Consider the following 24812-nt stretch of genomic DNA (forward strand, 5'->3'; position numbering starts at 1 on the left):
TCAAGGAACGGACGCTTCCTTTGTACTCACCCGAGAGACTCTCTCAGGCTTTCCTCCGGGCGCTTCCCTTCGGTGTTTCCAACCTTACCAGATCCGTTTTCCGTTCCGTTTCCGGTTCGGATTCCGTTTCCGGCCCCCTGTTGGAGCGGGGTTTCGCCTTCTCGCTTTCGCTTTCCGGCGATTCCGACTTTATCAGATTTTCAGCGGGCCGATTTCACGGCCGATTCGCTTCCTTCTGAGGGAGTCGAGGAGCTTCGCGATCAATGTGAGCGGTGCTCACGACTCGAAGCGATGTAGATGCTAACCGTTGGCGGCGACTAGGTCCAGTCGGCCCCAACCGTTCGAATCTACCTCCCCCACCCACCCGTGTCAACAGGTTTGTGGGGCAGGACGAAACCCTACCAGCCCTCGGGCTCAGTCGAACACCGACGGCGGGCTCTCCAGCTCCTCCAGCTCGACGCCCGGCGCGGACAGGACCACGTCGCCGGCCAGGTGGACCGTGTGGCGCTCACCCGTGTCGAGGGCGCTGACCTGGTACTCGTCCACGTCCAAGGTCCCGTTGTCAGTGGGGTGTGGTGTCCTGCTGACCAGGGACCACGACTGGTCGACGGTGAGGGGGGCGAGCACGGGGGCGGTGAAGGAGACCAGGCGGACGCGGGCCGGGGGGCCGCCGGGGGTGAGGCGGAGCAGCCGGGCGAGTGCCACGTGGAAGGCGGGGGAAGCCCCGGTGAAGGCGTGGGCCCGGACGTTCCCCTCCGTGGCGTGTTCGCCGGACGGGTCCGTCCGGACCCAGGTGACGCCGTCGAGTGCCGCCGCCCGCACCTGCCAGTCGGCGGACCGGAGCTGAAGGCGGATGGGCCGGCCCAGCGCGTCGATCGCCAGGTCGACCGAGCCGGCCGGTGCGCCGGACGCGTGAGTGGTCGTGGAGACATAGCGCCAGCCGGACGGGCCGGTGGCGCACTGGAAGCGTTCCTCACCGAGGGGGGTGTGGTCGTGCGGATCGTGGAGCGAGTAGCGGCCGCGGGGCATGGAGGGTTCCTTGACACGAACGGGCCAGGCCCCCGCCGCGGGGGCAGGGGCCTGGCCGGCCGGCTGGTGTGCCGGCTGCTGACGCTGCTGTGGCTCTCGGCGCCGCGGATGCCATGTACGTCAGGCATACCGCGTCTGCCGCGAAGGCGGCCGGGAGGGCCGCCGGCGCCGAGGGAGCCGTCAGTAACGGTAGTGGTCGGGCTTGTACGGGCCCTCGACCTTGACGCCGATGTACTCCGCCTGCTCCGGACGGAGCGTCGTCAGCTTCACGCCGAGCGCGTCGAGGTGGAGCCGGGCGACCTTCTCGTCCAGGTGCTTCGGCAGCACGTAAACGTCGGTCGGGTACGACTCCGGCTTGGTGAAGAGCTCGATCTGGGCCAGGGTCTGGTCGGCGAAGGAGTTCGACATCACGAAGGACGGGTGGCCGGTCGCGTTGCCCAGGTTCAGCAGGCGGCCCTCGGACAGCACGATGAGGACCTTGCCGTCGGGGAAGGTCCAGGTGTGGACCTGCGGCTTGACCTCGTCCTTGACGATGCCGGGGATCTTCGCGAGACCGGCCATGTCGATCTCGTTGTCGAAGTGGCCGATGTTCCCGACGATGGCCTGGTGCTTCATCTTGGCCATGTCGGCGGCCATGATGATGTCCTTGTTGCCGGTCGTGGTGATGAAGATGTCGGCGGTCTCCACGACGTCGTCCAGGGTGGCGACCTGGTAGCCGTCCATCGCCGCCTGCAGGGCGCAGATCGGGTCGATCTCGGTGACGATGACGCGGGCGCCCTGGCCGCGGAGCGACTCCGCGCAGCCCTTGCCGACGTCGCCGTAGCCGCAGACGACCGCGACCTTGCCGCCGATGAGGACGTCGGTGGCGCGGTTGATGCCGTCGACGAGGGAGTGGCGGCAGCCGTACTTGTTGTCGAACTTCGACTTGGTCACGGCGTCGTTCACGTTGATCGCCGGGAAGAGCAGGGTGCCCGCCGACTGCATCTCGTAGAGGCGGTGGACGCCGGTGGTGGTCTCCTCGGTGACACCGCGGATCTCCGACGCCAGCTGCGTCCACTTCTGGGGGTTCTCCCCCAGCGTGCGGTTCAGCAGGGTGAGGATGTGGGCGTACTCCTCGCTGTCCGCCGTGGACGGGTCCGGGGCCGCGCCGGCCTTCTCGAACTCGACGCCCTTGTGCACGAGCAGCGTGGCGTCACCGCCGTCGTCCAGGATCATGTTCGGGCCGCCGGTGGGAGCGTCCGGCCAGGTCAGCGCCTGCTCCGTGCACCACCAGTACTCCTCCAGCGTCTCGCCCTTCCAGGCGAAGACGGGGACGCCCTGCGGGTCGTCCGGCGTACCGTTCGGGCCCACCGCGATGGCGGCGGCGGCGTGGTCCTGGGTGGAGAAGATGTTGCAGGACGCCCAGCGCACCCGCGCGCCCAGCGCCACCAGGGTCTCGATCAGCACCGCCGTCTGCACGGTCATGTGCAGCGAGCCGGTGATGCGGGCGCCTGCCAGCGGCTGCGCCTCCGCGTACTCCTTGCGGATCGCCATCAGACCGGGCATCTCGTGCTCGGCGAGGGTGATCTCCTTACGGCCGAATGCCGCCAGGGAAAGGTCCGCGACCTTGAAGTCCTGGCCGGTGGAGGTGGTGGTCATACGGGCTGCTCCTCCTGAAGGGGCGAGCGAGAGTGTGGGTACGGCCGTGCGACGGACAGGTCGTCGTGCGTGTCGGTTCTCCTCGACACCCTCACGTCACACCTGGCCGCAGCGCAGTCCGTCGGAGGTCCTCTCTCCCTCGGCCGGCCCGTCGTGCGAACCGCCCGACCGCCATCAGCAGCGACGTCTGGCACCGCGTCCGAATCTACACCGGACGGCCCCCGGATCCCCAGCCCCTCCTGGGGATCCGGGCCCGCTGACGGTCGATTGGTGACGGATCGTCGGGGCCCGCGGGAGGTTCCGGGGCGTACGGGGTCGTGCGAGGCCGCGGGGGGTGGTGGGGTTTCGGTGCCGACCGCGCCGAACGGGCCTCGCCTCCCCGGAATCCGGCGCCCGCCTGTGAAGGATGCGAGCGAAGGGTGCGACGCCGGGAAGCCGCCGGCAAGCCGCTGGGAAGGAGACCCGTGACCGGTCCGGCCGATTCCTCCGGGGGGACGACGGGATGCCGTGGCGGCGGGCCGCCGCTCCGGCTGGTCGCCGTGACCGCCTGCCCGACGGGCATCGCCCATACGTACATGGCCGCCGAGCAACTGGTCCAGGCCGCCGAGGCGCTCGGGCACCGCATCAGCGTGGAGACGCAGGGCTCCATCGGCGCGGAGAACGTCCTGTCCGCCCGGGAGATCGCGGCGGCGGACGGGGTGATCGTCGCCGCCGACAAGGACGTCGACCTGGCCCGGTTCGACGGCAAGCGGGTGCTCGTCACCGGTGTGGGCGAGGGCATCCGCGAGCCGGAGCGGCTGATCCGGGAGGTGCGGGACGCGCCCGTGCACCGCGCGGCCGGCGGGGCGCGGGAGGCCGGACGGGGTGCGGGTGCCGGTTTCCCGGGGCTCGCGTTCCCCGGCGGTGCGGCCGGCTCCGGTGGTGCGGCCGGTGTCGTCGGGTACCGGGCGCTGATGAACGGTGTCTCGTACATGATCCCGTTCGTGGTGACCGGCGGGCTGCTGATCGCCGTCTCGCTCGCACTCGGCGGCCGGGCCGGGCCGCACGGGCTGGAGATCCCCGCCGGGTCGTTCTGGGAGCACGTCCACCGAATCGGCGAGATCGGCTTCGCGCTGATGCTGCCCGTGCTCTCCGGCTACATCGCCTACGCGCTCGCCGACCGGCCGGCGCTGGTGCCGGGCATGGTCGGCGGGTGGCTGGCGAACGACGGCGCGCTCTACGGCTCGCGTTCCGGCGCCGGGTTCCTGGGTGCCATCGTCACCGGGTTCCTGGCCGGGTGGCTGGTGCTCGCGATCAGACGGGTGCCGGTGCGGCGTTTCGTCCGGCCGGTGATGCCCATCATCGTCATCCCGGTGCTGGCCACGTCCGTCCTCGGCCTGTTCTTCGTCTACGCGCTCGGCGGGCCGGTCTCCTGGGTCTTCGACCGCCTCACCGACGGGCTCGCCGGGCTGACCGGCGCGGGCGCGGCGGTGCTCGGGGTGCTCCTGGGGCTGATGATCACGTTCGACATGGGCGGGCCGGTCAACAAGACGGCCTTCCTCTTCGGGGCCGGGCTCGTCTCCCACAGTCCCGAGGTGATGGGCATCTGCGCCGCCGCCATCCCCGTCCCGCCCCTGGGACAGGGCCTGGCGACGCTGTTGCGGCGCGGACTGTTCCGCGCGCAGGAGCGGGAGGCGGGGTCGGCGGCGCTGGTCATGGGCTTCTTCGGGATCACCGAGGGGGCGATCCCGTTCGCCGCGGCGCGGCCCGCGCGGGTGATCCCGGCCAACATGCTGGGCGGAGCGGTGGCCGGCGCCATCGCCGGGCTCGCGGCGGTCACCGACGCGGTGCCGCACGGTGGGCCGGTCGTGGCCGTGGTGGGGGCGGTGGGCGGGGTGCCGATGTTCTTCGTCGCCATGGCGATGGGGGCGGTTGTCACGGCGCTGGCGACCGTGAGTCTGATGGCGCTGGGGGCTCCGGTGGCGGGGGCCGGCTCACCGGGCCGTGCCGCCGCGCCCGCGCCGCCCGCGCCGCCTCCGGCCGCCGGCGAAGCAGTGCTCGGTGGGCGGCTGACCGGGCGGACCGTCCGGCCCTGGCTTGCCGCGCGGCGCAAGGAGGAGGCCGTTCGGGAGCTGGCCGAACTGCTCGCCGCGGGTGGTTCGGTGCTGGACGGTGACGCCCTGGTGGCCGCTCTGCTCGCCCGGGAGGCGCAGGGTGGCACTGGGGCCGGGGAGGCCGTCGCCTTCCCGCACGCCCGGACCGACGCGGTGGCGGCTCCGATCGTCGCCTTCGCCCGGTCGGCCGAGGGCGTCGAGTGGGGGGCGGCGGATGGTGTGCCGGCGCGGTTGCTCTTCGCCGTCGCCGTGCCGGAGGGGGCGGATGAGGAGCATTTGCGGATTCTGGCGGGGCTGGCCCGGAAGCTGATGGATTCGGGGTTCCGGGGCCGTTTGCTGGCGGCGCCGGATGTTCCGGGGATTCTGGCGGTGCTCGGTGAGCTGCGCTGAGGCCCGAACGGGGTGGTGCCCCAGCCCCGCCCTCTCACCGTCTCTTCCAGGGCTGCGCCCCGGACCCCGGCATCGCGGCTTCGCCGCGAGGTCCTCAAACGCCGGACCGGCTGGAAGCGGGCCCCGCCCGGCACCCCGGCAACGCGGCTCCACCGCGTCGTCCTCAAACGCCGGACGGGCTGAAAGCCGGCCCCTCCCGGCACCCCGGCTCCACCACGTCGTCCTCAAACGCCGGACGGGCCGGAAGCGGGCCCCGGGCCCCCCGGTGTCGCCGCCGGGTCCGGGCCTGCCGCTGCTGCCGTCTCGCTGTAGACGTCGGGTTCGAGGTAGATGACGCGGGCGATGGGGACGGCGGCGCGGATGCGGGTTTCGGCGGCGTCGATGGCGCGGGCCACGTCGGCGGCGGTGTCGTCGTGGCGTACGGCGATCTTGGCGGCGACGAGGAGTTCCTCGGGGCCGAGGTGGAGGGTGCGCATGTGGATGACGCCCGTCACGGTGGCGCCGTCGACGGCGGCCTCGCGGATGCGGGCGACCTGCTCGGGTCCGGCGGCCTCACCGAGCAGCAGGGACTTGGTCTCGGCGGCCAGGACGAGGGCGATGAGGACGAGGAGGGCGCCGATGCAGAGGGTGCCGATGCCGTCCCAGACGCCGTCGCCGGTGGCGACGGTGAGGCCGACGCCGCAGAGCGCGAGGACGAGGCCGACGAGGGCGCCGAAGTCCTCCAGCAGGACGACGGGCAGTTCGGGGGCCTTGGCCGTGCGGACGAACTGCTTCCAGGACTGCCGGCCGCGCAGCTCGTTCGACTCGGCGACGGCTGTGCGGAAGGAGAAGCCCTCGGCGACGACGGCGAACAGGAGGACACCCACCGGCCAGTACCAGTTGTCGAGCTCGTGCGGGTTCTTGATCTTCTCGTAGCCCTCGTAGAGGGCGAAGACGCCGCCGATGGTGAACAGGACGATGGCGACGAGGAAGCCGTAGACGTACCGCTCGCGGCCGTAGCCGAAGGGGTGTTCCTCGCTCGCCGCCTTCTTCGCCTTCTTCCCGCCGACCAGCAGCAGCGCCTGGTTGCCGGAGTCGGCGACCGAGTGCACGCCCTCCGCGAGCATCGACGACGAGCCGCTGAACGCGAAGGCGACGAACTTCGCCACGGCGATGGCCAGGTTGGCCCCCAGCGCGGCGACGATGGCCTTCGTTCCGCCTTGAGCACTCATAGGTACGGGGTGTCCCTTCCGCCACGGGCCGTCACGGACGCACCGCGAGGGTCTTTGCTGTTTCTTTGCCGCCTTCGGCGGGCCATTGTGTCAGCAGGGACGGCCGAGTCGCCCTCAGACCGCGACCGTGGCGCGGAAGAGCGTGCACTCCCCCCGCAGTTCCACGTGCTCCCCCGCCGGGACGAACGCGGACTCGCCCCGGCCCAGCTCCAGTTCGCCCTCGTCACCGCTGAGGCGGGCGGTGCCGGCGGTGCACAGGAGGATCTGCGGAGCGGGCGCGTCCAGACGTACGGGCGGCGCTCCGGCGGCCCGTACGCGCCGGGAGAGGCGGAACTCGTCGACGGGCGCGTCGTACACCTCCTCCTCGTCCGGCCCGGCCTCCGGCCGGAGCACGGCCGGGACGGTGGGTTCGAAGCGGACGACGCGCAGCAGTTCGGGGACGTCGACGTGCTTGGGCGTCAGCCCGCAGCGCAGCACGTTGTCGGAGCCGGCCATGATCTCGACGCCGAGTCCGTCCAGGTAGGCGTGCGGCACGCCGGCGCCGAGGTGCAGGGCCTCGCCGGGCTGGAGGCGGACGTGGTTCAGGAGCATGGCGGCGAGGACGCCCGGGTCGCCGGGGTAGTGGCGGGCGACGAAGGCGTAGGAAGCACAGTCGTCCCGGTACGGGCCGTCCGCGCCGGCCAGCCGTTCGGCCGCGGCGGCGGCCTGCGCGACGGTCTCGGCGATCGCCGCGCGGTCGGCGGTGAGGATGGCGGTCAGGACCTCGCGGAGCGCGTCGGACGCGGGGTGGGCGTGCAGCAGGTCGACGTACGGCTTGAGGGCGTCGACGCCCAGGGCCGCGAACAGGTCCGCCGTCCGCACCGGGTCGCGGAAGCCGCACAGGCCGTCGAAGGGCGTGAGGGCGCAGAGGAGTTCGGGCTTGTGGTGCGGGTCCTTGTAGGTGCGGTGGGGTGCGTCGAGGGGGATGCCCCGGGCCTCCTCGGCGGCGAATCCGGTCTCCGCGCGGGCGGCGTCGGGGTGCACCTGGAGGGAGAGCGGGGCGGCGGCGGCGAGCAGCTTGAGCAGGAACGGGAGCCGGGGGCCGAAGGCTCGGACGGCCGGCGCGCCGAGCTCGCGCTCGGGGTCGGCGGCGATGACGTCGGTGAGCGGCCGCGGCCCGTCGCCCCGGTCGACGCGGGAGGGGGCGCCGGGGTGGGCGCCCATCCAGAGCTCGGCCTGGGGCTCTCCGGTGACCGGGGTGCCGAGCAGGCCGGGGATCGCGGTGGTGGAGCCCCAGGCGTAGGGGCGCACGGTGTTGGCGAGGCGGTCCATAGGGGGCGGTTCCTGACTTGTGCGGACGGGTCCGGCGCGGTGCGTGAGGGCCGGGGTGCCCGGCGCGCGGGCACGCTCCGGCTCGCGGGGCGGCTTAGGGGGTACCGGCGAGGGCCAGGTAGACGGCGGCGAAGTCGGTGACGGCCAGCAGTTCGGCGGCGGTCTCCAGGGGGCTCGCGCCTTCTGCGGCCTCCAGCTCGCTGACCGGGGTGTCCCGGTGCAGGGCGAGATCGCGGGCACCGGGGACGGCCGAGGTGATGTCGGGGGCGCGTTCGCGCAGCAGGACGACCCGGGCGTGCAGCGCCTCGGGGTCCTCGACGCGGTCGCGGAAGAAGTCGTCGGGGTCGGCCCCGGCGGCGAAGGAGCCGGAGAGCAGGGTGCTGTGCGCGGTGAGCGCCTCGGGCAGTTCGGCGGCGAGCGCCGGGCGGCCGGCCAGGGCGGCGAGGACGGTCGCGAAGCGGCGTCCCGCGGCACCCGCGAGGTCGCCCTCGGTCCAGATGAGCGGAAGGCTGTCGGCCAGTTCGGCGGCGAGCGTCTTGGCCGGGTTGCCGTAGGTGGCGGTAGCCGGGCCGCAGCGTTCGGCGAGCCGGTCTAGCCGGTCGGCGAGCGCGTCGAGGGCGGACCGCGGTGCCTCGAACAGGCCGACGCGGTCGGCGAGCACGAGCAGCGGGGTGAGCAGGGACCAGAGCGTGCCGGGGCCGGTCGGCAGGACGTTCTCGCCGTTCTCGGGGCGGGCGGGGGCGTCGTCGCCGGCCATCGTCGCCTCGTACGGGGTGCTGGTCAGCGGGATGGCCAGGCCGCGGACCTGGGCGGTGCCGTCGGCGAGCGGGGTGCCGGCCGGGGTGACGCAGACGACGGAGCAGCCGCGGCGGTACGCCTGTTCCAGCAGCAGGGCGAGGCCGGGCTCGGTGCCGTCGGGGCTGACGACGAGGAGCAGGTCGAGGGGGCCGGTCCAGCCGGGGAGCGTCCAGCGCAGGGCGCCGGGCGCGGCCGCGACGCCGGTGGGGCGGAGGTGGGCGACGGGGCAGCCGCCGCCGGCGAGCGCGCCCAGCAGCTCGGCCGTGGAGGCGGCGGCCGGACCGGGCCCCGCGACGAGGACGGCGCGCGGGCGCCCGTCGGGGCGCAGGGCCCCGATGCCCGCCTCGTCGGCGTTGCGGGCGGCCGTCCGGACCCGGGCGCCGGACTCGGCGGCGCCGCGCAGCAGGCCGTGGACGTCGGCGCGGGAGAGGGCGTCGGGGTCATCGAGGAGAGACTCGTCGAACACCGTTGATCAGCTCCGATCGCCGTGGTGTGCGGGGTGCCGGCCGGGGCGGCGCGGCTCAGTGGGGGCGTCGGGCCTCGTCCACCAGGAGGACGGGGATGCCGTCGCGGACGGGGTACGCCAGGGCGCAGCTCTCGCTCTCGCACACCAGCTCGGTGGCCTCGCCGGAGGCGTCCGCCTCCTGCCGCAGGGGCGCGTGGCACGCCGGGCAGGCGAGGATCTCCAGGAGGCCGGCTTCGAGCGGCATGGGGGTTCCCTTCGGGAGGTGTGCGTCTCTGTGCGGTCAGGGTACCGCCGGACGTCACCGGTGGTGACGTCCGGCGGGAAGCCCGTCCGGGCCGGCGCCGCTCAGGCGCGGACGATGGCGAGGACCTCGTCGCGGACCCGGGCGACCGTCTCCGCGTCGCGGGCCTCGACGTTGAGCCGCAGCAGCGGTTCGGTGTTGGAGGCGCGGAGGTTGAACCACCAGTCCGCGGCGGTGACGGTGAGGCCGTCCAGCTCGTCGAGCTCGACGCCGTCGCGGTCCGCGTAGGCGGCGCGGACGGCCGCGGCCCGGCCCGGCTGGTCGGCGACGGTGCTGTTGATCTCGCCGGAGGCGGCGTAGCGGTCGTACTCGCGGACGAGCTCGGAGAGCGGCTTGTCCTGGCCGCCGAGGGCGGCGAGGACGTGCAGCGCGGCGAGCATGCCGGTGTCGGCGTTCCAGAAGTCGCGGAAGTAGTAGTGCGCGGAGTGCTCGCCGCCGAAGATGGCGCCCGTGCGGGCCATCTCCTGCTTGATGAACGAGTGTCCGACGCGGGTGCGGACGGGCTTGCCGCCGTGCTCCTTGACGACCTCGGGCACCGACCAGGAGGTGATCAGGTTGTGGATGACCGTTCCGCCGGGGTGCTTCCCGAGCTCGCGGGCGGCGACCAGGGCGGTGATCGCGGACGGGGAGACGGGGTCGCCGTTCTCGTCGACGACGAAGCAGCGGTCGGCGTCGCCGTCGAAGGCGAGGCCGATGTCGGCGCCGGTCTCCCGGACCTTGGCCTGGAGGTCGACCAGATTCTTGGGGTCGAGGGGGTTGGCCTCGTGGTTGGGGAACGTCCCGTCGAGCTCGAAGTAGAGGGCGATCAGGTCGATCGGCAGGCCCTCCAGGACGGTGGGGACGGTGTGGCCGCCCATGCCATTGCCGGCGTCCACGACGGTCTTCAGCCGCCGGATCCGGCCGAGGTCGACCAGGGAGCGCAGGTGGGCGGCGTAGTCGGCGAGGGTGTCCCGCTCCGACAGGGTGCCGGGGGTGGCGACGGGCTCGGGGGCGCCGTTCTCCGACCAGTCCTCCACCAGGGCGCGGATGTCGGCGAGGCCGGTGTCCTGGCCGACGGGGGCGGCACCGGCGCGGCACATCTTGATGCCGTTGTACTGCGCCGGGTTGTGGCTGGCCGTGAACATGGCGCCGGGCAGGCCGAGATGGCCGCTGGCGAAGTACAGCTGGTCGGTCGAGCAGAGCCCGATCTCCGTGACGTCGGCGCCCCGGGCGGCGGCGCCGCGCGCGAAGGCCCGGGCCAGCCCCGGGGACGAGGGCCGCATGTCGTGCCCGACGACGATCGCGTCCGCCTCCGTCACCTTGGCGAAGGCAGCGCCGAAGAGCTCGGCGAGCGCCTCGTCCCACTGGTCGGGGACCACACCACGCACGTCGTACGCCTTCACGAGCTGCGACAGATCAGCCACGTCTCACCCTCCTGGAGTCCGGTACAGGTCCGGTACAGGTACCCAAACCTACCCGGACCCACCGCCCGTTCCGGCGCCGGACGGCCGTCGGAGGCGAGAACCGGGGACGAACCCGGGGCGAATCAGGGACGAATCGGGGTCGGGTCAGGGGTTGAGCGCCTCACGCGCGCAGAAAGGCGAGGAGGACGCCGACGTCGGACGGACGTGCTCCGGCAGCACCCGCGAAGCGCCGCGAAACGGCGGAATGTGACGGAAAACGCCAGGCACGTCGGCCGGAATTCGCCTTCGGAGCACGGGGCTTCGGGGCCCGGCGCGTCAGGAGTCGGGCGAGCGCAGCACCCTGAGGTGGCCCCGGCGGGCGACCTCCATCGGGTTGACCTCGCGCGTGCTGGGTCCGACGGGCCCCTTCATCTGGCTGCCGACGGATCCGGTCCCGGGCCCGCCGCCCACGGCGCGCTCCTGCGGACGGGCCGCCTCCCGAACGGCGTTGGCCAGCGCCTCGAGGTCGTCACTGCTGGGACGGGCGGGGCCGGTGTCCACGGCGAGCCGGACGACGTCCCACCCTCGGGGGGCCGTCAGCCGCTCGGAGTGCTCGGCGCACAGGTCGTAGCAGTGGGGCTCGGCGTAGGTGGCGAGCGGGCCGAGGACGGCGGTCGAATCGGCGTAGACGTACGTCAGCGTCGCGACGGCCGGGCGGCCACACGCGGTGCGCGAACAGCGACGTACAGGGCTCACGAGGTGGGACGGTACCGCACTCTTGAGCGGGCCGCGACGACTCACTCCTGGCTCACCCCTCCGTGTCGTGCCGGAGCGCCCGGTGGACACCGCCCCCGAACCGCCGGGTCGACCTGCGCGGGGAGGGCGTGGAACAGGATGCGCGGCCCTCGAACTCTGTCATCACTCAGCCACCATAGTGTCATTCGGCATGCGATCGACGGTCTCCCCGTCGGCTTTATCCGATCGCAAGCAACCGCGGAACGCTCATCGGGCGACATCCGATGAGATGCGCGGCTACCGCGCGTACACGGCCGACCGGCGGATACCCTTCGAGGTGATGGACAGCCCCGACAGCCCCGTACCTCCACCGGCCGGTCCGCCCGGCCCGCCCGGCCGGCGCCCGCGCCACCGCGACCGGCACGGCCGCGGCATGCGCGGTCCGATCGCCCCGCCGCAGGTCCCGCTGTCGGTGAGCCGCGCCGAGGCGTTCGTCGACCTCGTCCAGGATTCGGCGGAGCGGCTGGAGCGCCGCTGGCCGCAACTGGCGTCGGTGGACTTCGCGGTGCGCGAGGTGCCCGTGCCGGGCGAGGACGGTGAGCCGGGCGAGGCGCTGTTCCTCGACGGCGGCTCGGTCCCGCTCGGCCGGTACGTCGCGGCGCGCGGCGACGAGCCCGACCGGATCGTCATCTACCGCCGCCCGGTGGAGATCCGCACCAAGAACCGCGACGACCGCGCGCTGCTGGTGCACGAGGTCGTCGTCGAGCAGGTCGCCGAACTCCTGGGCCTGGCGCCGGAGTCGGTGGACCCGCGCTACGGACAGGACTGACGGGGGCGGAGCGGGGCGGGGATTCGCCGCCCCGCCCCCGCTAGCGCGTGACCGTCGTCAGGTCGGAGCGCACCGCGGGCACCTCCACCGTGGAGCGGTCGTCCGGGACCGGCTGCACGGTGAACGCCGGGACGCCGTCCTGCGGGAGGGTCAGCGTCCGGGCGGCGTGCACCGGCCCGCCGGAGACCGTCTCCACCGTGAGCGCGTACCCGCCCTTGCCGCCGCTGCCCGGAACCGGCGGCTCCACCGTGAGCGTGGTGCCGGACCGGACGGTGTACGTCCGAGTGGCCGGGGTCCCGCCGCCGGCCGCCCACGCCGTGACCTTGACCCGCGCCTCCGCGCCGGGCGCGGCCAGGGACAGCGAGGTGCCCTTGGCCCGGCCGTCCGCCACCGTGCCGCGGGCGCCGACCGGCTCGACCGCGGGGAGGAACGCCGTCTCCTGCTTGTCCCCCTTGCCGCGGGTCACCCGCAGCCCGGCGACGACCTTCCCGCCGCCCTCGGCGGTGAGCAGCAGCGAGCCGGCCTCGCCCCGGGCCACGCCGTCCAGTGCGGCCGTTTCCGTGGTGCCGCTCCTGACGTGCAGCGTCTCGTGGCCCGCCGGGGTGATCGAGCCGGTGGGGCCCGCGAAGCGGAGCGTGAGGTCGGCGTCGTCGGCTCCGGGGGCGAAGGCGACGAGCCGTACGGAGGTGGCGTCGGCGGGAATGCCAGGGAGGACGGCGACCGCGGCCGGCTCGGAGGCGGGCAGCCAGTCGCCGCCCTGCTTCTCGTCGGACGCCTGCACAGCCGCGCCGACCCGTCCGGAGCGGGCGGTGACGTGCAGCGTGAGGTTGTCGGCGGGGGTGTCGGTCAGGGTGCTCAGCAGGACGGGCACCGACGAGCGCGGCGGGACGGTGACGCCCTCGCCGGCGGGCGCCGCGACGCGGCCGTCCTTGCCGTGCAGTTCCAGGTCGACGACGGCCGCCGCGGCGGGGTCGGGGTTGGTGAGGTGGACGTAGTCCTGGCGGCCCTTGGCCGTGGAGACGCCCGGGAACCAGAACGACGTGTCGGCCGGCGCGCACGTCAGCCCGTGCAGGCCGCGCCCGCTGCCGGCCGTGACGGCCGTGGTCTGCTGCACGGTGTAGCCGGGGGCGAGCGGTCCGTCGGCGGAGCCGAGGAGGGCGGGGGCGTCGGAGCGGTCGGTGGTGGCGGTCACGGGGGCGCCGGGGGCCTTGAGGGTCAGGACGGCGCCGGCCCCGGTCGCCTTGCCGCCGTCCTCCGCCTTCTTGTCGCCCTTCTCGCTCTTCTTCGCCGGCGCCTGGCTCTTCGTCGTCGTCACCGGCAGCAGATCGGCGGGCCGCCGCGCGTCCCGGCCGCCGGCGACCGCCTTGGCGGACGCGGGGGCGCCGGGGGAGAACGCCGTGTACGTCGTCTCCGCCACCTCGGAGGAGGTCGGCGCCGGGCAGACCACGGCCGAGCGCTGGACGGGCATCCGGGCGGCGGATCCCGCCGCCCGGGCGGTGCCGGAGCCGGAACCGCTCCCGGCGTCGCCCGAGGGCGCGGCGACCACCGCGACACCCGCGACGGCGGCCAGCGCCGCCGCCGTCGCGAACAGGGAGAGGGCCGTACGCCCCACGCGTGTCCGCTCACGCCTCCCTGCCGGCCGCTCCCGCTTCACTGCTGATCGCTGGCGCTTCACTGCTGGTCGCTCCCGTCGCGGCGGAGGCCGTGGCCGGCGTCGTACGTCGTGTCGTGGCCGTTCCGGCCGCCCTGACCGCCGTTCCCGTACCCGTACGGGTCGTGGACGCCGTAGGGGCCGGGGGCGGGCGGGGCGTCGTACCCGGTGGTGTCCGGGTAGGCGCCGGGGTGGTGGCCCTGTCCCTGGTACGCGTCCGGGTAGGGCCGCGGAGCCTCCTGGGGGTACCCGGCGGACCCGTACGACCCGTAGGTGCCGTAGGGGGAGTAAGGGTCGGTCACCCACCCGGCGTCCGGCGTCCCCTGGGCGTACTGCGGGGCGGGCGACGCGGCGTACGGATCCGCCGCGTACGGGTCCGCCGCGGCGTACGCGTCCGCCGAGGGCTCCTCGTAAGGGTCGGCCGAGACCGGCACGGGCACCGGCACCGGCTCCGGCGCGACGGTCCCGTCCTCCGCCGCCGGCTGCCGTCCTTCGGCCGCGGCGCGCAGCCTGCGGGCCCGGCGGCCCTCCCCGGCCGGCGCCTGCTCGGGCAGGGACACGGGCTCCGCGGCGGGCACCACCGCGTCGGGCAGATCGTCGTCGACGTGCCGGCGGCGGCCCGGCAGGGCCAGGACGACCAGGACGGCGGCGAGCAGCCCCTGCGTCCACACCCACGCGGTCCGGCCGGACGGCGTCTCGTAGGAGAGCGCCAGCCTGCCGCCGGCGGCCGGGAGCCGGAAGCCCTGCGCCCAGCCGTCGAGGGTGACGCGCGGCAGCGGGTGCCCGTCGAGGGTGGCCCGCCAGCCGGGCGCGGCCCGGTCGGCGAGGCGCAGCACCCGGCCGTCCTTCCCCGCGGGGATCGTCGCCCGGGCCCCTACGGGCCCGGAGGGGACGGCCACCGGGCCGGCGCCCTCGGCGACGACGCTCACCCGGGAGACGGGCCGGTCGACCCGCCACAGCGCGGTGCGCCCCTCCTGGCTGAGCCGGGTGAGGCCGGGGGCGGCGTCCAGGGCGGCGCCCAGGTCCCTGGCGCCGCCGTCGCGGACCAGGACGAAGCCGACGGCGTACTCGGCGAGCCGGGCGGCCTGGTCGGCGCCGGAGCCGGCGACGAGGTCGGCGACGACGGAGTCCAGCCGCGCGTCCCGGCCGGGCGCCACCGCGTCGTCGCCCATCCGGATGCCGGAGCCGCGGACGAGCGCGTAGGAGAGGTGCGCGGTGTGGCCCGGTTCCTGGGCGAGGACCAGGGTCCTGGCCCGGTCGCGGGTGGTCGCCGCCTCGGCGACGAACGCGGGGACCTGCACCGGGTCGCGCCGCTCCAGCGGTCCCCCGGCCCCGCCGGCCGCCCAGGCGACGACGGCGGCGAGCGGACCCGCGGCGGCGGCGAGGGCGACGAGCCCGGCGACGGGCTGCCGCCAGCCGAAGCTCTTGGCGGCGACCCGCTCACGGGCCCCCTCGGCGCCGACCACGGCGGCGGCGGTCAGCGCCAGGCCGTACACCAGCAGGGCGGGCCCGGCCCAGGCCGTGTGGTTGACGAGCGCCGCGCAGAGCAGCGCGGCGAGCGCCGCCGTCCAGGCGGTGCCCACCGCGGCCCGCCGGTCGGCGCGGAGCAGCGCGCCGAGCGCGGCGAGCAGGACGCCGGCGAACAGCAGCCCGCCGAACGTCCGGGGCCCGCCCGGGTCGGCGGTGAGCAGGCGCAGCGGTGTGCCGGTGCCGCCGCCGTACTCCGTCCCCGCCTCGGTGAGGAGACGGCCGGGGTCCGTGAGCAGCCCGAGCGACCAGGGCGCGAGGACGAGCAGCGGGGTGGCGGCGACGGCGAGCAGGGCGAGCGCGTGCGGCACGAGCCCGCCGCCCCGGGCGCGCAGCGCGAGGACGCCGAGGCCGAGCACGACGGCGAGCGGCCACACCAGCGGGGTGAACGCGGTGGCGACGGTCAGGAGCAGGGCGTACGTCCAGACGGCGCGCCACACCGGCCGGGCGCCGGGTGAGCGGAACCCGCCGGCGGCGACGGCGGCCCGGGCGAGGAGGGGCAGCAGGACCGCGAGGACGGCCGTGCCCAGCCGGCCGGTCGCGAGGGCGCCGGTGACGGTGGGCAGGAACGCGTAGGCGACGCTGCCCCAGGCCCGCAGCGGCCGGGAGCCGACGAGCGGGCGGGAGGCGAAGTAGGCCGTCAGCCCGGCCAGCGGGACCGAGCAGACGAGCAGCAGGGTGACGGCGAGGTCCGGCGAGCCGAGGAGCAGCGTGGAGAGGGCCGCGAGCATCGCGAGGTAGGGCGGGGCGCCCGCGGTGCCGCCGGTGCCGACGGCGTGCCAGCCGTCCGCGTACAGCGACCACAGGTCGGACGCGCCCTCCGGCACGGGCAGCAGGGCGCCGCCGGAGAGCGCGCCGCCGCCGTACAGCCCGCGGCAGGCGACGACGGAGACCAGCAGCAGGGCCGTGAAGAGGACGGGCGCGGGCTTGCGGGCGATCCGCCGCAGCCGGGCGAACTGCTCGATCTCCAGGAAGTCCGCCTCGTCGCCGCCGGGCCCGGACTCGACGGCGCCGTGCCTCCCCGCCGACCGCCCCTCCGGGTCGGACCGCCCTCCGAAGAAGGCCGCCAGTTGCTCGAACACGACCCTGAGGGTGGCGCCCGGCGGCGGGAAGAGGGGCCGCAGCTCCTTGGCGTCGACGGCGCCGGCGCGGCGTCTCCGGGCGGCGCGGATCCGGCCGGGGCGCAGCAGTACCGCGCCCAGGCCGGTGAGTTCGTCGAGAGCCTGGCCGGGGACCTTGCCGACGAGGTGGCCGAGGGCGCTCAGCAGGGTGCCGACGACGATCCGCAGCAGCACGTAGGGGAGCGCCGCGGCCCGGGTGTTGGCGAGCAGCGCGTAGACGGCGCCCGCCTTGTCGACGCGGTGCGGGGAGGCCGGCTTGCGGCCGACGCAGTCGACCGGGCGGCGCTCGCGGGAGGCGGCCTCGGCGTGCCGGAGGACGGCGTCGGGGGCGACGAGGACGCGGTGGCCGGCGGCGTGGGCGCGCCAGCAGAAGTCGACGTCGTCGCGCATCAGGGGCAGCCGGGGGTCGAAGCCGCCGAGCGCCTCCCAGACGTCCCGCCGGACGAGCATGCCCGCGGTGGAGACGGAGAGGACGGACCGCACCTGGTCGTGCTGGCCCTGGTCCTGTTCGCGGCGGTCGAGGCCGGTCCAGCGGCGGCCGCCGCGGGCGACGGTGACGCCCACTTCGAGGAGCTGCCTGCGGTCGTACCAGCTGCGGAGCTTGGGGCCGAGGACGGCGGCGGGCCGGCCGGCGGCGATCTCCTGGTCGGCGACGCGCAGCAGTTCGCGGAGGGCGCCGGGCTCGGGGGCGCAGTCGTCGTGCAGCAGCCAGAGCCACTGGACGGGCTCGGCGTCGCGGTCGTGCGCGTCGGGGGACGCGTAGGGGTCGTGGGGGTCGTCGCGCCAGGTGCGGCTGACGGGGTCCCAGCCGCTGGAGCCGGCGAGGTAGGGGAGGTCGTCGGCGGTGGGCGCGGGGGCCGCGCGGACCGCCTCGTCGACGGCGGTGCCGAAGCCGGCGCGGCGGGCGAGATGCAGGACGCGGTCGGCGCCGAGCGCGTCGGCGAGCAGCCGGGCCGAGTCGTCGTCGCTCCCGGTGTCGGCGGCGACGGCCCGCTGGACGGGCCGCTCCTGGCCGAGCAGCCCGGCGAGCGCGTCGGGCAGCCAGCGGGCGCCGTCGTGGGCCACGAGCACGGCGGTGACGACGTGGCGGGGGAACGCCGGGGGGTGGGTGAGGTCGAACGCGGGGGGTGCCGGCCGGTGGGCCGGCGGATCGCTGTGCGCGGACATCGGGTACGGGCCCTCCGGCCGGGGGCGGCCGGAGCGGGAGCGGTCGGCGCTCCCGGGTACGGCCGCGGTGCTGGACTGCGGTGGACGCCCGAGGGGCGTCGGTCGTCTCGGACGGCACCCCACCCTAGTGGCTGAGAACGGGCCGCTCCGCCTCCTTCGGCGCGGGGCGCGGACGGCGGCGCCGTGCGGTACGAGCAGGTGTTCGGCCCGGTGCGGCCGGCTCCGCCGGGAAGCCGCCGGAGGGTTTCGTGCGGGCTCGCGCCGGAGGTGCGACGGGCTCCGGTGCGGTGGGTTCCGGTGGAGGGCTCGTGCGGGCTCCCGGTCGGCGGGTCGAGGGGAACCGGCGGGGCGCGCGGACCGGCGGCCTCCGGGGCAGGCGGGTCTCGCGGCCGGCGGTCGTGAAGGGTCGGCGACCGTCGAAGGGCGGCGACCGTCGAAGGGCGGCGACCGTGGTGGAAGGCCGGCGATCATGCGTGGAGGCCGGCGCGCGGCCGGTGCGGGTCAGGGGCCCCGGCGGACCTGGGCGGGCTCGGTCGGGCCTCGTCGGTACGGCCCGGGCGGTGACCCGGCGTCAGATGCCGGGTGCGGCACGGCGTCCGGTGCTGCGGAGCCGCCGCGCACGGCGCTCGGCCGGTGGCGCCCGGAAGGCGGAACGCAAGCGGTGCGCCGGAGGTGACGGGGGCTCTGCCCCTCAGACGGCGGCCTTCTTGAGGCGGCGGCGCTCCCGCTCGGACAAGCCGCCCCAGATGCCGAAGCGTTCGTCGTTGGCGAGTGCGTATTCGAGGCATTCGGACCGGACTTCGCAGGCGAGGCAGACCTTCTTGGCCTCGCGGGTCGATCCGCCTTTCTCGGGGAAGAAGGACTCGGGATCGGTCTGGGCGCACAGTGCGCGCTCCTGCCAGCCGAGCTCCTCGTCCGCCTCCTCGACCAGCAGTTGCTGAAACAGCTCGGTCATGTGCGCCCCTCGTCTGTCATTGCGTCCCCGTGATGCTGCCGTGATCAGGTACGGCAGAACGACACGAGTGAAATTACAAGTGCGCCGATCCGGGCCAGTCAAGCCGAGATCTGCTATTGAGCCCCTTATTCACTCTGCGGAACCAAGGTCGAGCGGAAAGTTGCCAAACCGCCACAAGAGTGGACACATCTCTCGCTCGCCACAGCCGTCCCGCGGCTCCCTTGTCTTCAAGAGGGACGCGAGGGGCGGCCGTCCAGTTGCACCGCCCGAAATCAGGCGATGTTTGAACATCAGGATGCCGGGCGACTGTCCCGGGACCCCACGAGACAAACCTTTTTCCGATCTCCACTACCGGATGAGGTGAAAGATTGGCATCAAACCGGACATCCGGTTGACACGGCGCCGCGGATGCCGGTCTCCTTGTCAGCATGCTCGCGACCGCACCCTCCCCGACGTCCGCCCGGACGTCCGTCCCGGGGACCCCCGGCCTGACCCGTTCCTACGGGTCGCGCTGTGCCGTTCAGGCGCGCTGTCGCTGTTCCAGCTGTTGATGCCGCAGAGCTCCGGCTGACGCTCTCCTCTTCCTTTCCGGTCCCGTCGCCACGGTTCCGCCCGCGCTCCGTCGCGGCACCCGTGTCGTCAACCACCGGACGCGTTCCCGTACGCCCCGGCCGGCCCCGCGCGTCGGCCGCCGCGTCGTACGCGTGACCGCCCGTACCGCCCGTACCGCCCGTACCCCACCGCCCTCCGGCCCCGCGCCTCCCGCCACCCGTCGAGGAACCCTTCTCATGAACAGCGACGTCCAGATCGCCGGCGACCCGCTCGCCCTCCCCCACCTCATGCCGCCGCCCGCCGCCCACCCCGCCACCGTCGCCGAGTTCGCCGGGCTGGCCCGGAGCATCGCCGCCGACCGGGCGGCGTGGTCCCGGCTGGTCCGCTTCGACGCCGGCAGCCGCTGGTACCACCGGCTGCGCACCGGCCCCGGCTACGAGGTGTGGCTGCTGAGCTGGGTGCCCGGCCAGGGCAGCGGACTGCACGACCACGGGCGCTCCTCCGGCGTCCTCACCGTTCTCCACGGCACGCTGACCGAACTGCACGAGACGTCCGGGACCACCGTCCGGCGCCGGCTCCGCGCCGGCGACCAGCGGGTCTTCGCCCCCGGCTACGCCCACGAGGTCGTCAACGAGTCCCTCGAACCGGCCGTCAGCCTCCACGTCTACTCCCCCGGCCTCACCGAGATGCCCCAGCACCGCCCGCTCCGCGTCACGGAGGGCCGCCCGTCCGCCGCGCCCGTCCGGTGACACCCCGTCGTACCACCCCTCGGAGGCGCCGGCCGGGGCTGACAGACTGGCCCGCATGCAGCGCATTGTGGTTCTGGCCGGCGGGATCGGGGGCGCCCGCTTCCTCCGTGGCCTGACATCAGCAGCCCCGGACGCGGACATCACCGTCATCGGCAACACCGGTGACGACATCCACCTCTTCGGCCTCAAGGTCTGTCCCGACCTCGACACGGTGATGTACACGCTCGGCGGCGGCATCCACGAGGAGCAGGGGTGGGGCCGCGCCGACGAGACCTTCGCCGTGAAGGAGGAACTGGCCGCCTACGGCGTCGGCCCCGAGTGGTTCGGGCTGGGCGACCGCGACTTCGCCACGCATATCGTCCGTACGCAGATGCTCGCCGCCGGCTACCCGCTCAGCGCCGTCACCGAGGCGCTCTGCGAGCGGTGGAAGCCCGGCGTGCGGCTGCTGCCGATGAGCGACGACCGCGTCGAGACGCACGTGATGATCGACGACCCGGACGGCGCCGAGGGCGCTCGCAAGGCCGTGCACTTCCAGGAGTACTGGGTGCGGCTCCGGGCCCAGGTGCCCGCGCACGCGATCATCCCCGTCGGCGCGGAGCAGGCGAAGCCGGCGCCCGGTGTGCTGGAGGCGATCGGCACGGCCGACGTCATCCTCTTCCCGCCGTCCAACCCGGTCGTCAGCGTCGGCACCATCCTCGCCGTGCCCGGCGTCCGGGAGGCCGTCGCCGCAGCCGACGCACCGGTCGTCGGGCTGTCGCCGATCGTCGGCGACGCGCCGGTGCGCGGCATGGCGGACAAGGTGCTGGAGGCCGTCGGGGTCGAGTCCACGGCCTCGGCGGTCGCCAGGCACTACGGCTCCGGCCTGATCGACGGCTGGCTGGTCGACACGGTCGACGCGGCGCGGACCGCCGAGGTGGAGGCCGCCGGCATCCGCTGCCGGGCCGTCCCGCTGATGATGACGGACGTCCCGGCCACCGCGCGGATGGCCGCCGAGGCCCTGGCCCTGGCCGAGGAGGTGCGCGCGTGACCGAGGCTCCGTCCTATCGGGTCTGGGCCCTGCCCGGACTGCCGGAGGTCCGGCCCGGCGACGACCTGGTCAAGCTCATCGCGGGGGCCGCCACCGCCGAGGGCCTGCCCGGCCTGGCCGACGGCGACGTCCTGCTCGTCACCTCGAAGATCGTCAGCAAGGCGGAGGGGCGCGTCGCCGGGGCGCCCGACCGCGAGGCGGCGATCGACGCCGAGACCGTACGGGTGGTGGCCCGCCGGGGCCCGCTGCGCATCGTCGAGAACCGGCTCGGCCTCGTCATGGCCGCCGCGGGCGTCGACGCCTCCAACACCCCCGGGGGCACGATACTGCTGCTGCCCGAGGACCCCGACGCCTCCGCCCGCGCGCTGCGCGCCGGGCTCCGGGACATGCTCGGCGTGGACGTCGGCGTCGTGCTCACCGACACAGCCGGGCGGCCCTGGCGCGGCGGCCTGACGGACATGGCGATCGGCGCGGCCGGGGTGCGCGTCCTGGACGACCTGCGCGGCGGCACCGACGCGCACGGCAACCCGCTGACGGCCACCATCGTCGCCACCGCCGACGAACTCGCCGCCGCCGGCGACCTGGTGAAGGGCAAGGCGGACGGGCTCCCGGTGGCGGTGGTCCGCGGTCTGCCGCACGTCGTGTCCGACTCCGGGGACGCGACGGGCGCGCGGGCGCTGATCCGCTCGGCCGCGGACGACATGTTCCGGCTGGGCACCTCCGAGGCCCTCCGGGAGGCGGTCCGACTGCGGCGCACCGTACGGGAGTTCACCGACGAACCGGTGGACCCGGGCACCGTCCGCCGCGCCGTCTCCGCCGCTCTCACCGCACCGGCACCGCACCACACCACCCCGTGGCGCTTCGTCCTCCTGGAGTCCGAGGAGTCCCGGCTGCGGCTGCTCGACGCCATGCGCGACGCCTGGATCGCCGACCTGCGGGCCGACGGCCGCTCCGAGGAGAGCGTCGCCAAGCGCGTCCGGCGCGGCGATCTGCTGCGCAAGGCGCCGTACTTGGTGGTGCCGTGCCTGGTCATGGACGGCTCCCATACGTACCCGGACGCGCGACGGGCCGCGGCCGAGCGCGAGATGTTCGTCGTCGCCATGGGTGCCGGCGTGCAGAACTTCCTGGTCGCGCTGGCCGCCGAGCAGTTGGGCTCCGCGTGGGTGTCCTCCACCATGTTCTGCCGGGACGTCGTCCGTGACGTCCTGGGGCTCCCGGCGGACTGGGATCCGATGGGGGCCGTGGCCGTGGGACGCCCCGCGGCGGCACCGCGGGAGCGGCCGGAGCGGGGGGCTGACGCGTTCGTCGTGGTGCGGTAGCGCTGCGCGCGGCTGGTGCGGGCCGGGCGGGCGCGCGGGGGCGGGCGCGCGCCCGTCGGCATGCCTCGGCGCTCACCCGCCGCCCGCCGCTCCCCCGCCCGTTCAGCGCCTGAGGTCGGCGCGCACCACCAGCCCGACCGGCGTTTGAGGACAGCGCGCGCAGCGTGCTGCGGGGGGGGTGCGGGGGCTTCCCCTGCGAGAAACGGTGAAAGGGCGGGGCTGGGGCCACTCCCCCTGGCCCACGCGGCGTCCGGCCCCTGACGGCGTCCGGGGCAGCGGGCCGGTGGGTGGGGGGCGATGCCCCGGTCCCGCCCTTTCACCGTTTCTCGCAGGGGCTTCGCCCCCGCACCCCGAGCGCGCCTGCGGCGCGCGTCCTCAAACGCCGGACGGGCTGGTGTGCGCACCGGGCGTTACAGGTGCCTGATGTCGTTCACCGAGAAGCGCGGTGCCCGCCGTTCCGGGCGGAGGCCGGTGAGGAGGATGAGGCGGCAGGCGCGGTGGCGCTGGCCGGTGTAGGGGGCGAGGAGTTCGAGCATGCCGGCGTCATCGGTCCCCCGGGCACCGGTGAGCGCGTAGCCGATCGTCTTCGGGAGGTGCAGGTCGCCGACGGTCAACGCGTCCGGAGCGCCGTTGCTGCGCTGGAGGGTTTCCGCCGCCGTCCAGGGGCCGATGCCGGGGACGAGCCGGAGCCGGGCGGCGGCCCGTTCGTCGTCCATCGCCGCGGCCTCTTCCAGGCGGGCGGCCACGCGGGCCGCCTGGACGACGGTCGCCGAGCGTTTGCCGTCGACGCCGGCCCGGTGCCACTCCCAGGAGGGGAGGAGGGCCCAGGCGCGGGCGTCGGGCATGACGCGCATGCGGCCGGCGGGCCCGTCGGCGGGGCCCGGCGCGGGCTCGCCGTGCCGCTGGAGGAGCAGCCGCCAGGCGCGGTACGCCTCGTCGCTGGTGACCTTCTGCTCCAGGATGGAGGGGATCAGCGACTCCAGCACCAGCCCGGTGCGGGCCAGCCGCAGGCCGGGGTGGCGGCGGTGCGCCTCGTGCAGGAGGCGGTGGCGGGGGGTGAACGCGGCGGGGTCGTCGTCCGCGCCGAGGAGCGCGGGGAGGGCGTCGAGGAGCCAGTCCGCGCCGGGGCCCCACGCCTCGGCGCGCACCTCACCGGCGCGTGCGGCGATCCGGATCGTTCCGGGACCCTCGGGGGTGCGGCTGGCGCGCCAGACGGCGCCGTCCGGGGCCACGCGGTACGCGGGGTCGCCGGGGCCGCGCGCCAGGACGCCGAGGGTGCGTCCCAGGTCGAGGGGGCCCGGCGGGGCCCAGGTGCGGGTGGCCATCCGGCCAGGGTAACGCCGTACGGGTGCGGCCTACTGGTCCGACGAGAAGCGCACCGCGCCGTGCGGGATCCGCGCGTCGCACCACACCCGGGCGCCCGCCCGGAACTCGTTGTCGGGGCCGATCTCCGCGTGGTCGCCGACGACCGCGCCGTCCAGGACCGTACGCGCCCCGACGCGCGCTCCCGCGCCGACGAGGGAGTCGCGGACGGAGGCGCCCGCCTCGATGACCGCGCCGTCGAGGACCGTGCTGCCGTCGACCCGGGCGCCGGGTTCGACCCGCGCGCCGGCGCCGATCACCGTGCCGCCCATGAGCTTGGCGTCGGGGGCCACCTCGGCGGTGGGCAGCACCAGGCGCTCGCCGCAGCGGCCGGGGACCGCCGGGGAGGGGGCGCGGCCGAGGACGAGGTCGGCGGAGCCGCGGACGAACGCCTGGGGGGTGCCCAGGTCCAGCCAGTAGGTGGAGTCGACCATGCCGTGCAGGTGGGCACCGTCGGCCAGCAGGCCGGGGAAGGTCTCGCGCTCGACGGAGACCGGGCGGCCGGCCGGGATGGTGTCGATCACGGACCGGTCGAAGACGTAGGCGCCGGCGTTGATCTGGTCGGTGACGATCTCCTCGGGCGTCTGGGGCTTCTCCAGGAAGGCCGTGACGCGGCCGTTCTCGTCGGTGGGCACGAGGCCGTACGCCCGGGGGTCCGTCACCCGGGTGAGGTGGAGGGAGACGTCCGCGCCTGCCGTGCGGTGGGTGGAGATCAGGGCCTCGATGTCGAGGCCGGTGAGGATGTCGCCGTTGAAGATGAGCACGGGGTCGTCGGGGCCGGAGTGCAGCCGGTGGGCGACGTTGCGGATGGCGCCGCCGGTGCCCAGGGGTTCGACCTCGGTGACGTACTCCAGGTGCAGGCCGAGCGCCGAGCCGTCGCCGAAGTACGGCTCGAAGACCTCGGCCAGGTAGGAGGTGGCGAGCACGATGTGCTCGATGCCCGCCGCCCGGGCCCGGGCCAGCTGGTGGGTGAGGAAGGGCACCCCCGCCGCCGGGACCATGGGTTTGGGCGTGTGCACGGTGAGCGGACGCAGCCGGGTCCCCTTGCCGCCGACCAGGAGGATCGCTTCTCGCGGAGGCGGCTGATGCGGTTCAGTCAACGTGTTCGTCTCTGCTTCCTGGTGGGGCCGGGCCGTGAACGGCGGCCAGTGTATGCAGACCGCACCGGCCAGGCGGACGGTGCGCCTCCTGTTAGGGCC

18 protein-coding genes are annotated in these 24812 nt (G+C 74.9%); 5 read left to right on the top strand and 13 right to left on the bottom strand.

Annotated elements, in window-relative coordinates; genetic code table 11:
• Positions 1–414 precede the first annotated feature (414 nt).
• Both ACH4PU_RS16935 and ahcY read right to left on the bottom strand, forming a co-directional pair.
• The gene (locus ACH4PU_RS16935; protein WP_398272189.1) at positions 415–1029 is read right to left on the bottom strand and encodes a hypothetical protein; all 615 of its coding nucleotides are present in this window, start codon (positions 1027–1029) and stop codon (positions 415–417) included.
• A gap of 180 nt (positions 1030–1209) precedes the next feature.
• Entirely contained in the window at positions 1210–2667 is a 1458-nt protein-coding gene (ahcY, locus tag ACH4PU_RS16940; RefSeq protein ID WP_398272191.1) for an adenosylhomocysteinase, read from the bottom strand.
• A gap of 464 nt (positions 2668–3131) precedes the next feature.
• On the opposite strand from ahcY, the gene ACH4PU_RS16945 reads away from it, so the two are divergent.
• Positions 3132–5150, top strand: a complete 2019-nt coding sequence (locus ACH4PU_RS16945; RefSeq protein ID WP_398272193.1) for a fructose-specific PTS transporter subunit EIIC — start codon at positions 3132–3134, stop codon at positions 5148–5150.
• Between the two features lie 224 nt (positions 5151–5374).
• Here the strand turns inward: ACH4PU_RS16945 and ACH4PU_RS16950 are convergent, their stop codons facing one another.
• From ACH4PU_RS16950 to ACH4PU_RS16975, 6 genes are all read right to left on the bottom strand, one after another.
• The gene (locus ACH4PU_RS16950; protein WP_398272196.1) at positions 5375–6361 is read right to left on the bottom strand and encodes a cation diffusion facilitator family transporter; all 987 of its coding nucleotides are present in this window, start codon (positions 6359–6361) and stop codon (positions 5375–5377) included.
• A 114-nt stretch (positions 6362–6475) separates the two neighbouring features.
• Entirely contained in the window at positions 6476–7672 is a 1197-nt protein-coding gene (gene manA / locus ACH4PU_RS16955) for a mannose-6-phosphate isomerase, class I (RefSeq protein ID WP_398272198.1), read from the bottom strand.
• Positions 7673–7766: 94 nt separating this feature from the next.
• Positions 7767–8936 carry an SIS domain-containing protein gene (locus ACH4PU_RS16960; protein ID WP_398272200.1) on the bottom strand — a complete coding sequence of 390 codons (1170 nt, stop codon included), beginning with the start codon at positions 8934–8936 and terminating at the stop codon, positions 7767–7769.
• Positions 8937–8991: 55 nt separating this feature from the next.
• Positions 8992–9180 carry a Trm112 family protein gene (locus ACH4PU_RS16965; protein WP_398272202.1) on the bottom strand — a complete coding sequence of 63 codons (189 nt, stop codon included), beginning with the start codon at positions 9178–9180 and terminating at the stop codon, positions 8992–8994.
• A 101-nt stretch (positions 9181–9281) separates the two neighbouring features.
• Positions 9282–10640: a phosphomannomutase/phosphoglucomutase gene (locus ACH4PU_RS16970; RefSeq protein WP_398272204.1), complete on the bottom strand. Its 1359-nt coding sequence runs from the start codon at positions 10638–10640 to the stop codon at positions 9282–9284.
• 315 nt (positions 10641–10955) lie between these two features.
• Positions 10956–11420: a DUF3499 domain-containing protein gene (locus tag ACH4PU_RS16975; protein ID WP_398272206.1), complete on the bottom strand. Its 465-nt coding sequence runs from the start codon at positions 11418–11420 to the stop codon at positions 10956–10958.
• A gap of 274 nt (positions 11421–11694) precedes the next feature.
• Between ACH4PU_RS16975 and ACH4PU_RS16980 the strand changes: the two genes are divergently transcribed.
• The gene (locus tag ACH4PU_RS16980) at positions 11695–12183 is read left to right on the top strand and encodes a metallopeptidase family protein (protein ID WP_398272609.1); all 489 of its coding nucleotides are present in this window, start codon (positions 11695–11697) and stop codon (positions 12181–12183) included.
• Positions 12184–12223: 40 nt separating this feature from the next.
• Here the strand turns inward: ACH4PU_RS16980 and ACH4PU_RS16985 are convergent, their stop codons facing one another.
• From ACH4PU_RS16985 to ACH4PU_RS16995, 3 genes are all read right to left on the bottom strand, one after another.
• Positions 12224–13795 (bottom strand): DUF5719 family protein, encoded by a 1572-nt coding sequence (locus tag ACH4PU_RS16985; protein ID WP_398272208.1) that lies wholly within the window; start codon positions 13793–13795, stop codon positions 12224–12226.
• Positions 13796–13854: 59 nt separating this feature from the next.
• A complete protein-coding gene (locus tag ACH4PU_RS16990) occupies positions 13855–17649 on the bottom strand; it encodes a glycosyltransferase family 2 protein (RefSeq protein ID WP_398272211.1) in 3795 nt (1264 codons plus the stop codon).
• Positions 17650–18340: 691 nt separating this feature from the next.
• Entirely contained in the window at positions 18341–18604 is a 264-nt protein-coding gene (locus ACH4PU_RS16995) for a WhiB family transcriptional regulator (protein ID WP_004952403.1), read from the bottom strand.
• Positions 18605–19392: 788 nt separating this feature from the next.
• Between ACH4PU_RS16995 and ACH4PU_RS17000 the strand changes: the two genes are divergently transcribed.
• From ACH4PU_RS17000 to ACH4PU_RS17010, 3 genes are read left to right on the top strand one after another with little or no spacing between them, the layout of a single operon-like run.
• Positions 19393–19905, top strand: coding sequence for a cysteine dioxygenase (locus tag ACH4PU_RS17000; RefSeq protein ID WP_398272213.1), 513 nt, complete (start codon positions 19393–19395; stop codon positions 19903–19905).
• 55 nt (positions 19906–19960) lie between these two features.
• The gene (gene cofD / locus ACH4PU_RS17005) at positions 19961–20932 is read left to right on the top strand and encodes a 2-phospho-L-lactate transferase (RefSeq protein ID WP_398272215.1); all 972 of its coding nucleotides are present in this window, start codon (positions 19961–19963) and stop codon (positions 20930–20932) included.
• The gene (locus tag ACH4PU_RS17010; RefSeq protein WP_398272218.1) at positions 20929–22251 is read left to right on the top strand and encodes a coenzyme F420-0:L-glutamate ligase; all 1323 of its coding nucleotides are present in this window, start codon (positions 20929–20931) and stop codon (positions 22249–22251) included. Before cofD ends, ACH4PU_RS17010 begins: the two co-directional genes overlap by 4 nt.
• Before the next feature lie 410 nt (positions 22252–22661).
• On the opposite strand, the gene ACH4PU_RS17015 is transcribed toward ACH4PU_RS17010, so the two are convergent.
• A complete protein-coding gene (locus ACH4PU_RS17015; protein WP_398272220.1) occupies positions 22662–23576 on the bottom strand; it encodes a DNA-3-methyladenine glycosylase family protein in 915 nt (304 codons plus the stop codon).
• A 30-nt stretch (positions 23577–23606) separates the two neighbouring features.
• Complete coding sequence (locus ACH4PU_RS17020; RefSeq protein ID WP_398272222.1) at positions 23607–24713, bottom strand: sugar phosphate nucleotidyltransferase; 1107 nt, start codon at positions 24711–24713, stop codon at positions 23607–23609.
• Positions 24714–24812 lie beyond the last annotated feature (99 nt).

The organism is Streptomyces sp. NPDC021100 (genome assembly GCF_044333095.1).
Classification (GTDB): domain Bacteria; phylum Actinomycetota; class Actinomycetes; order Streptomycetales; family Streptomycetaceae; genus Streptomyces.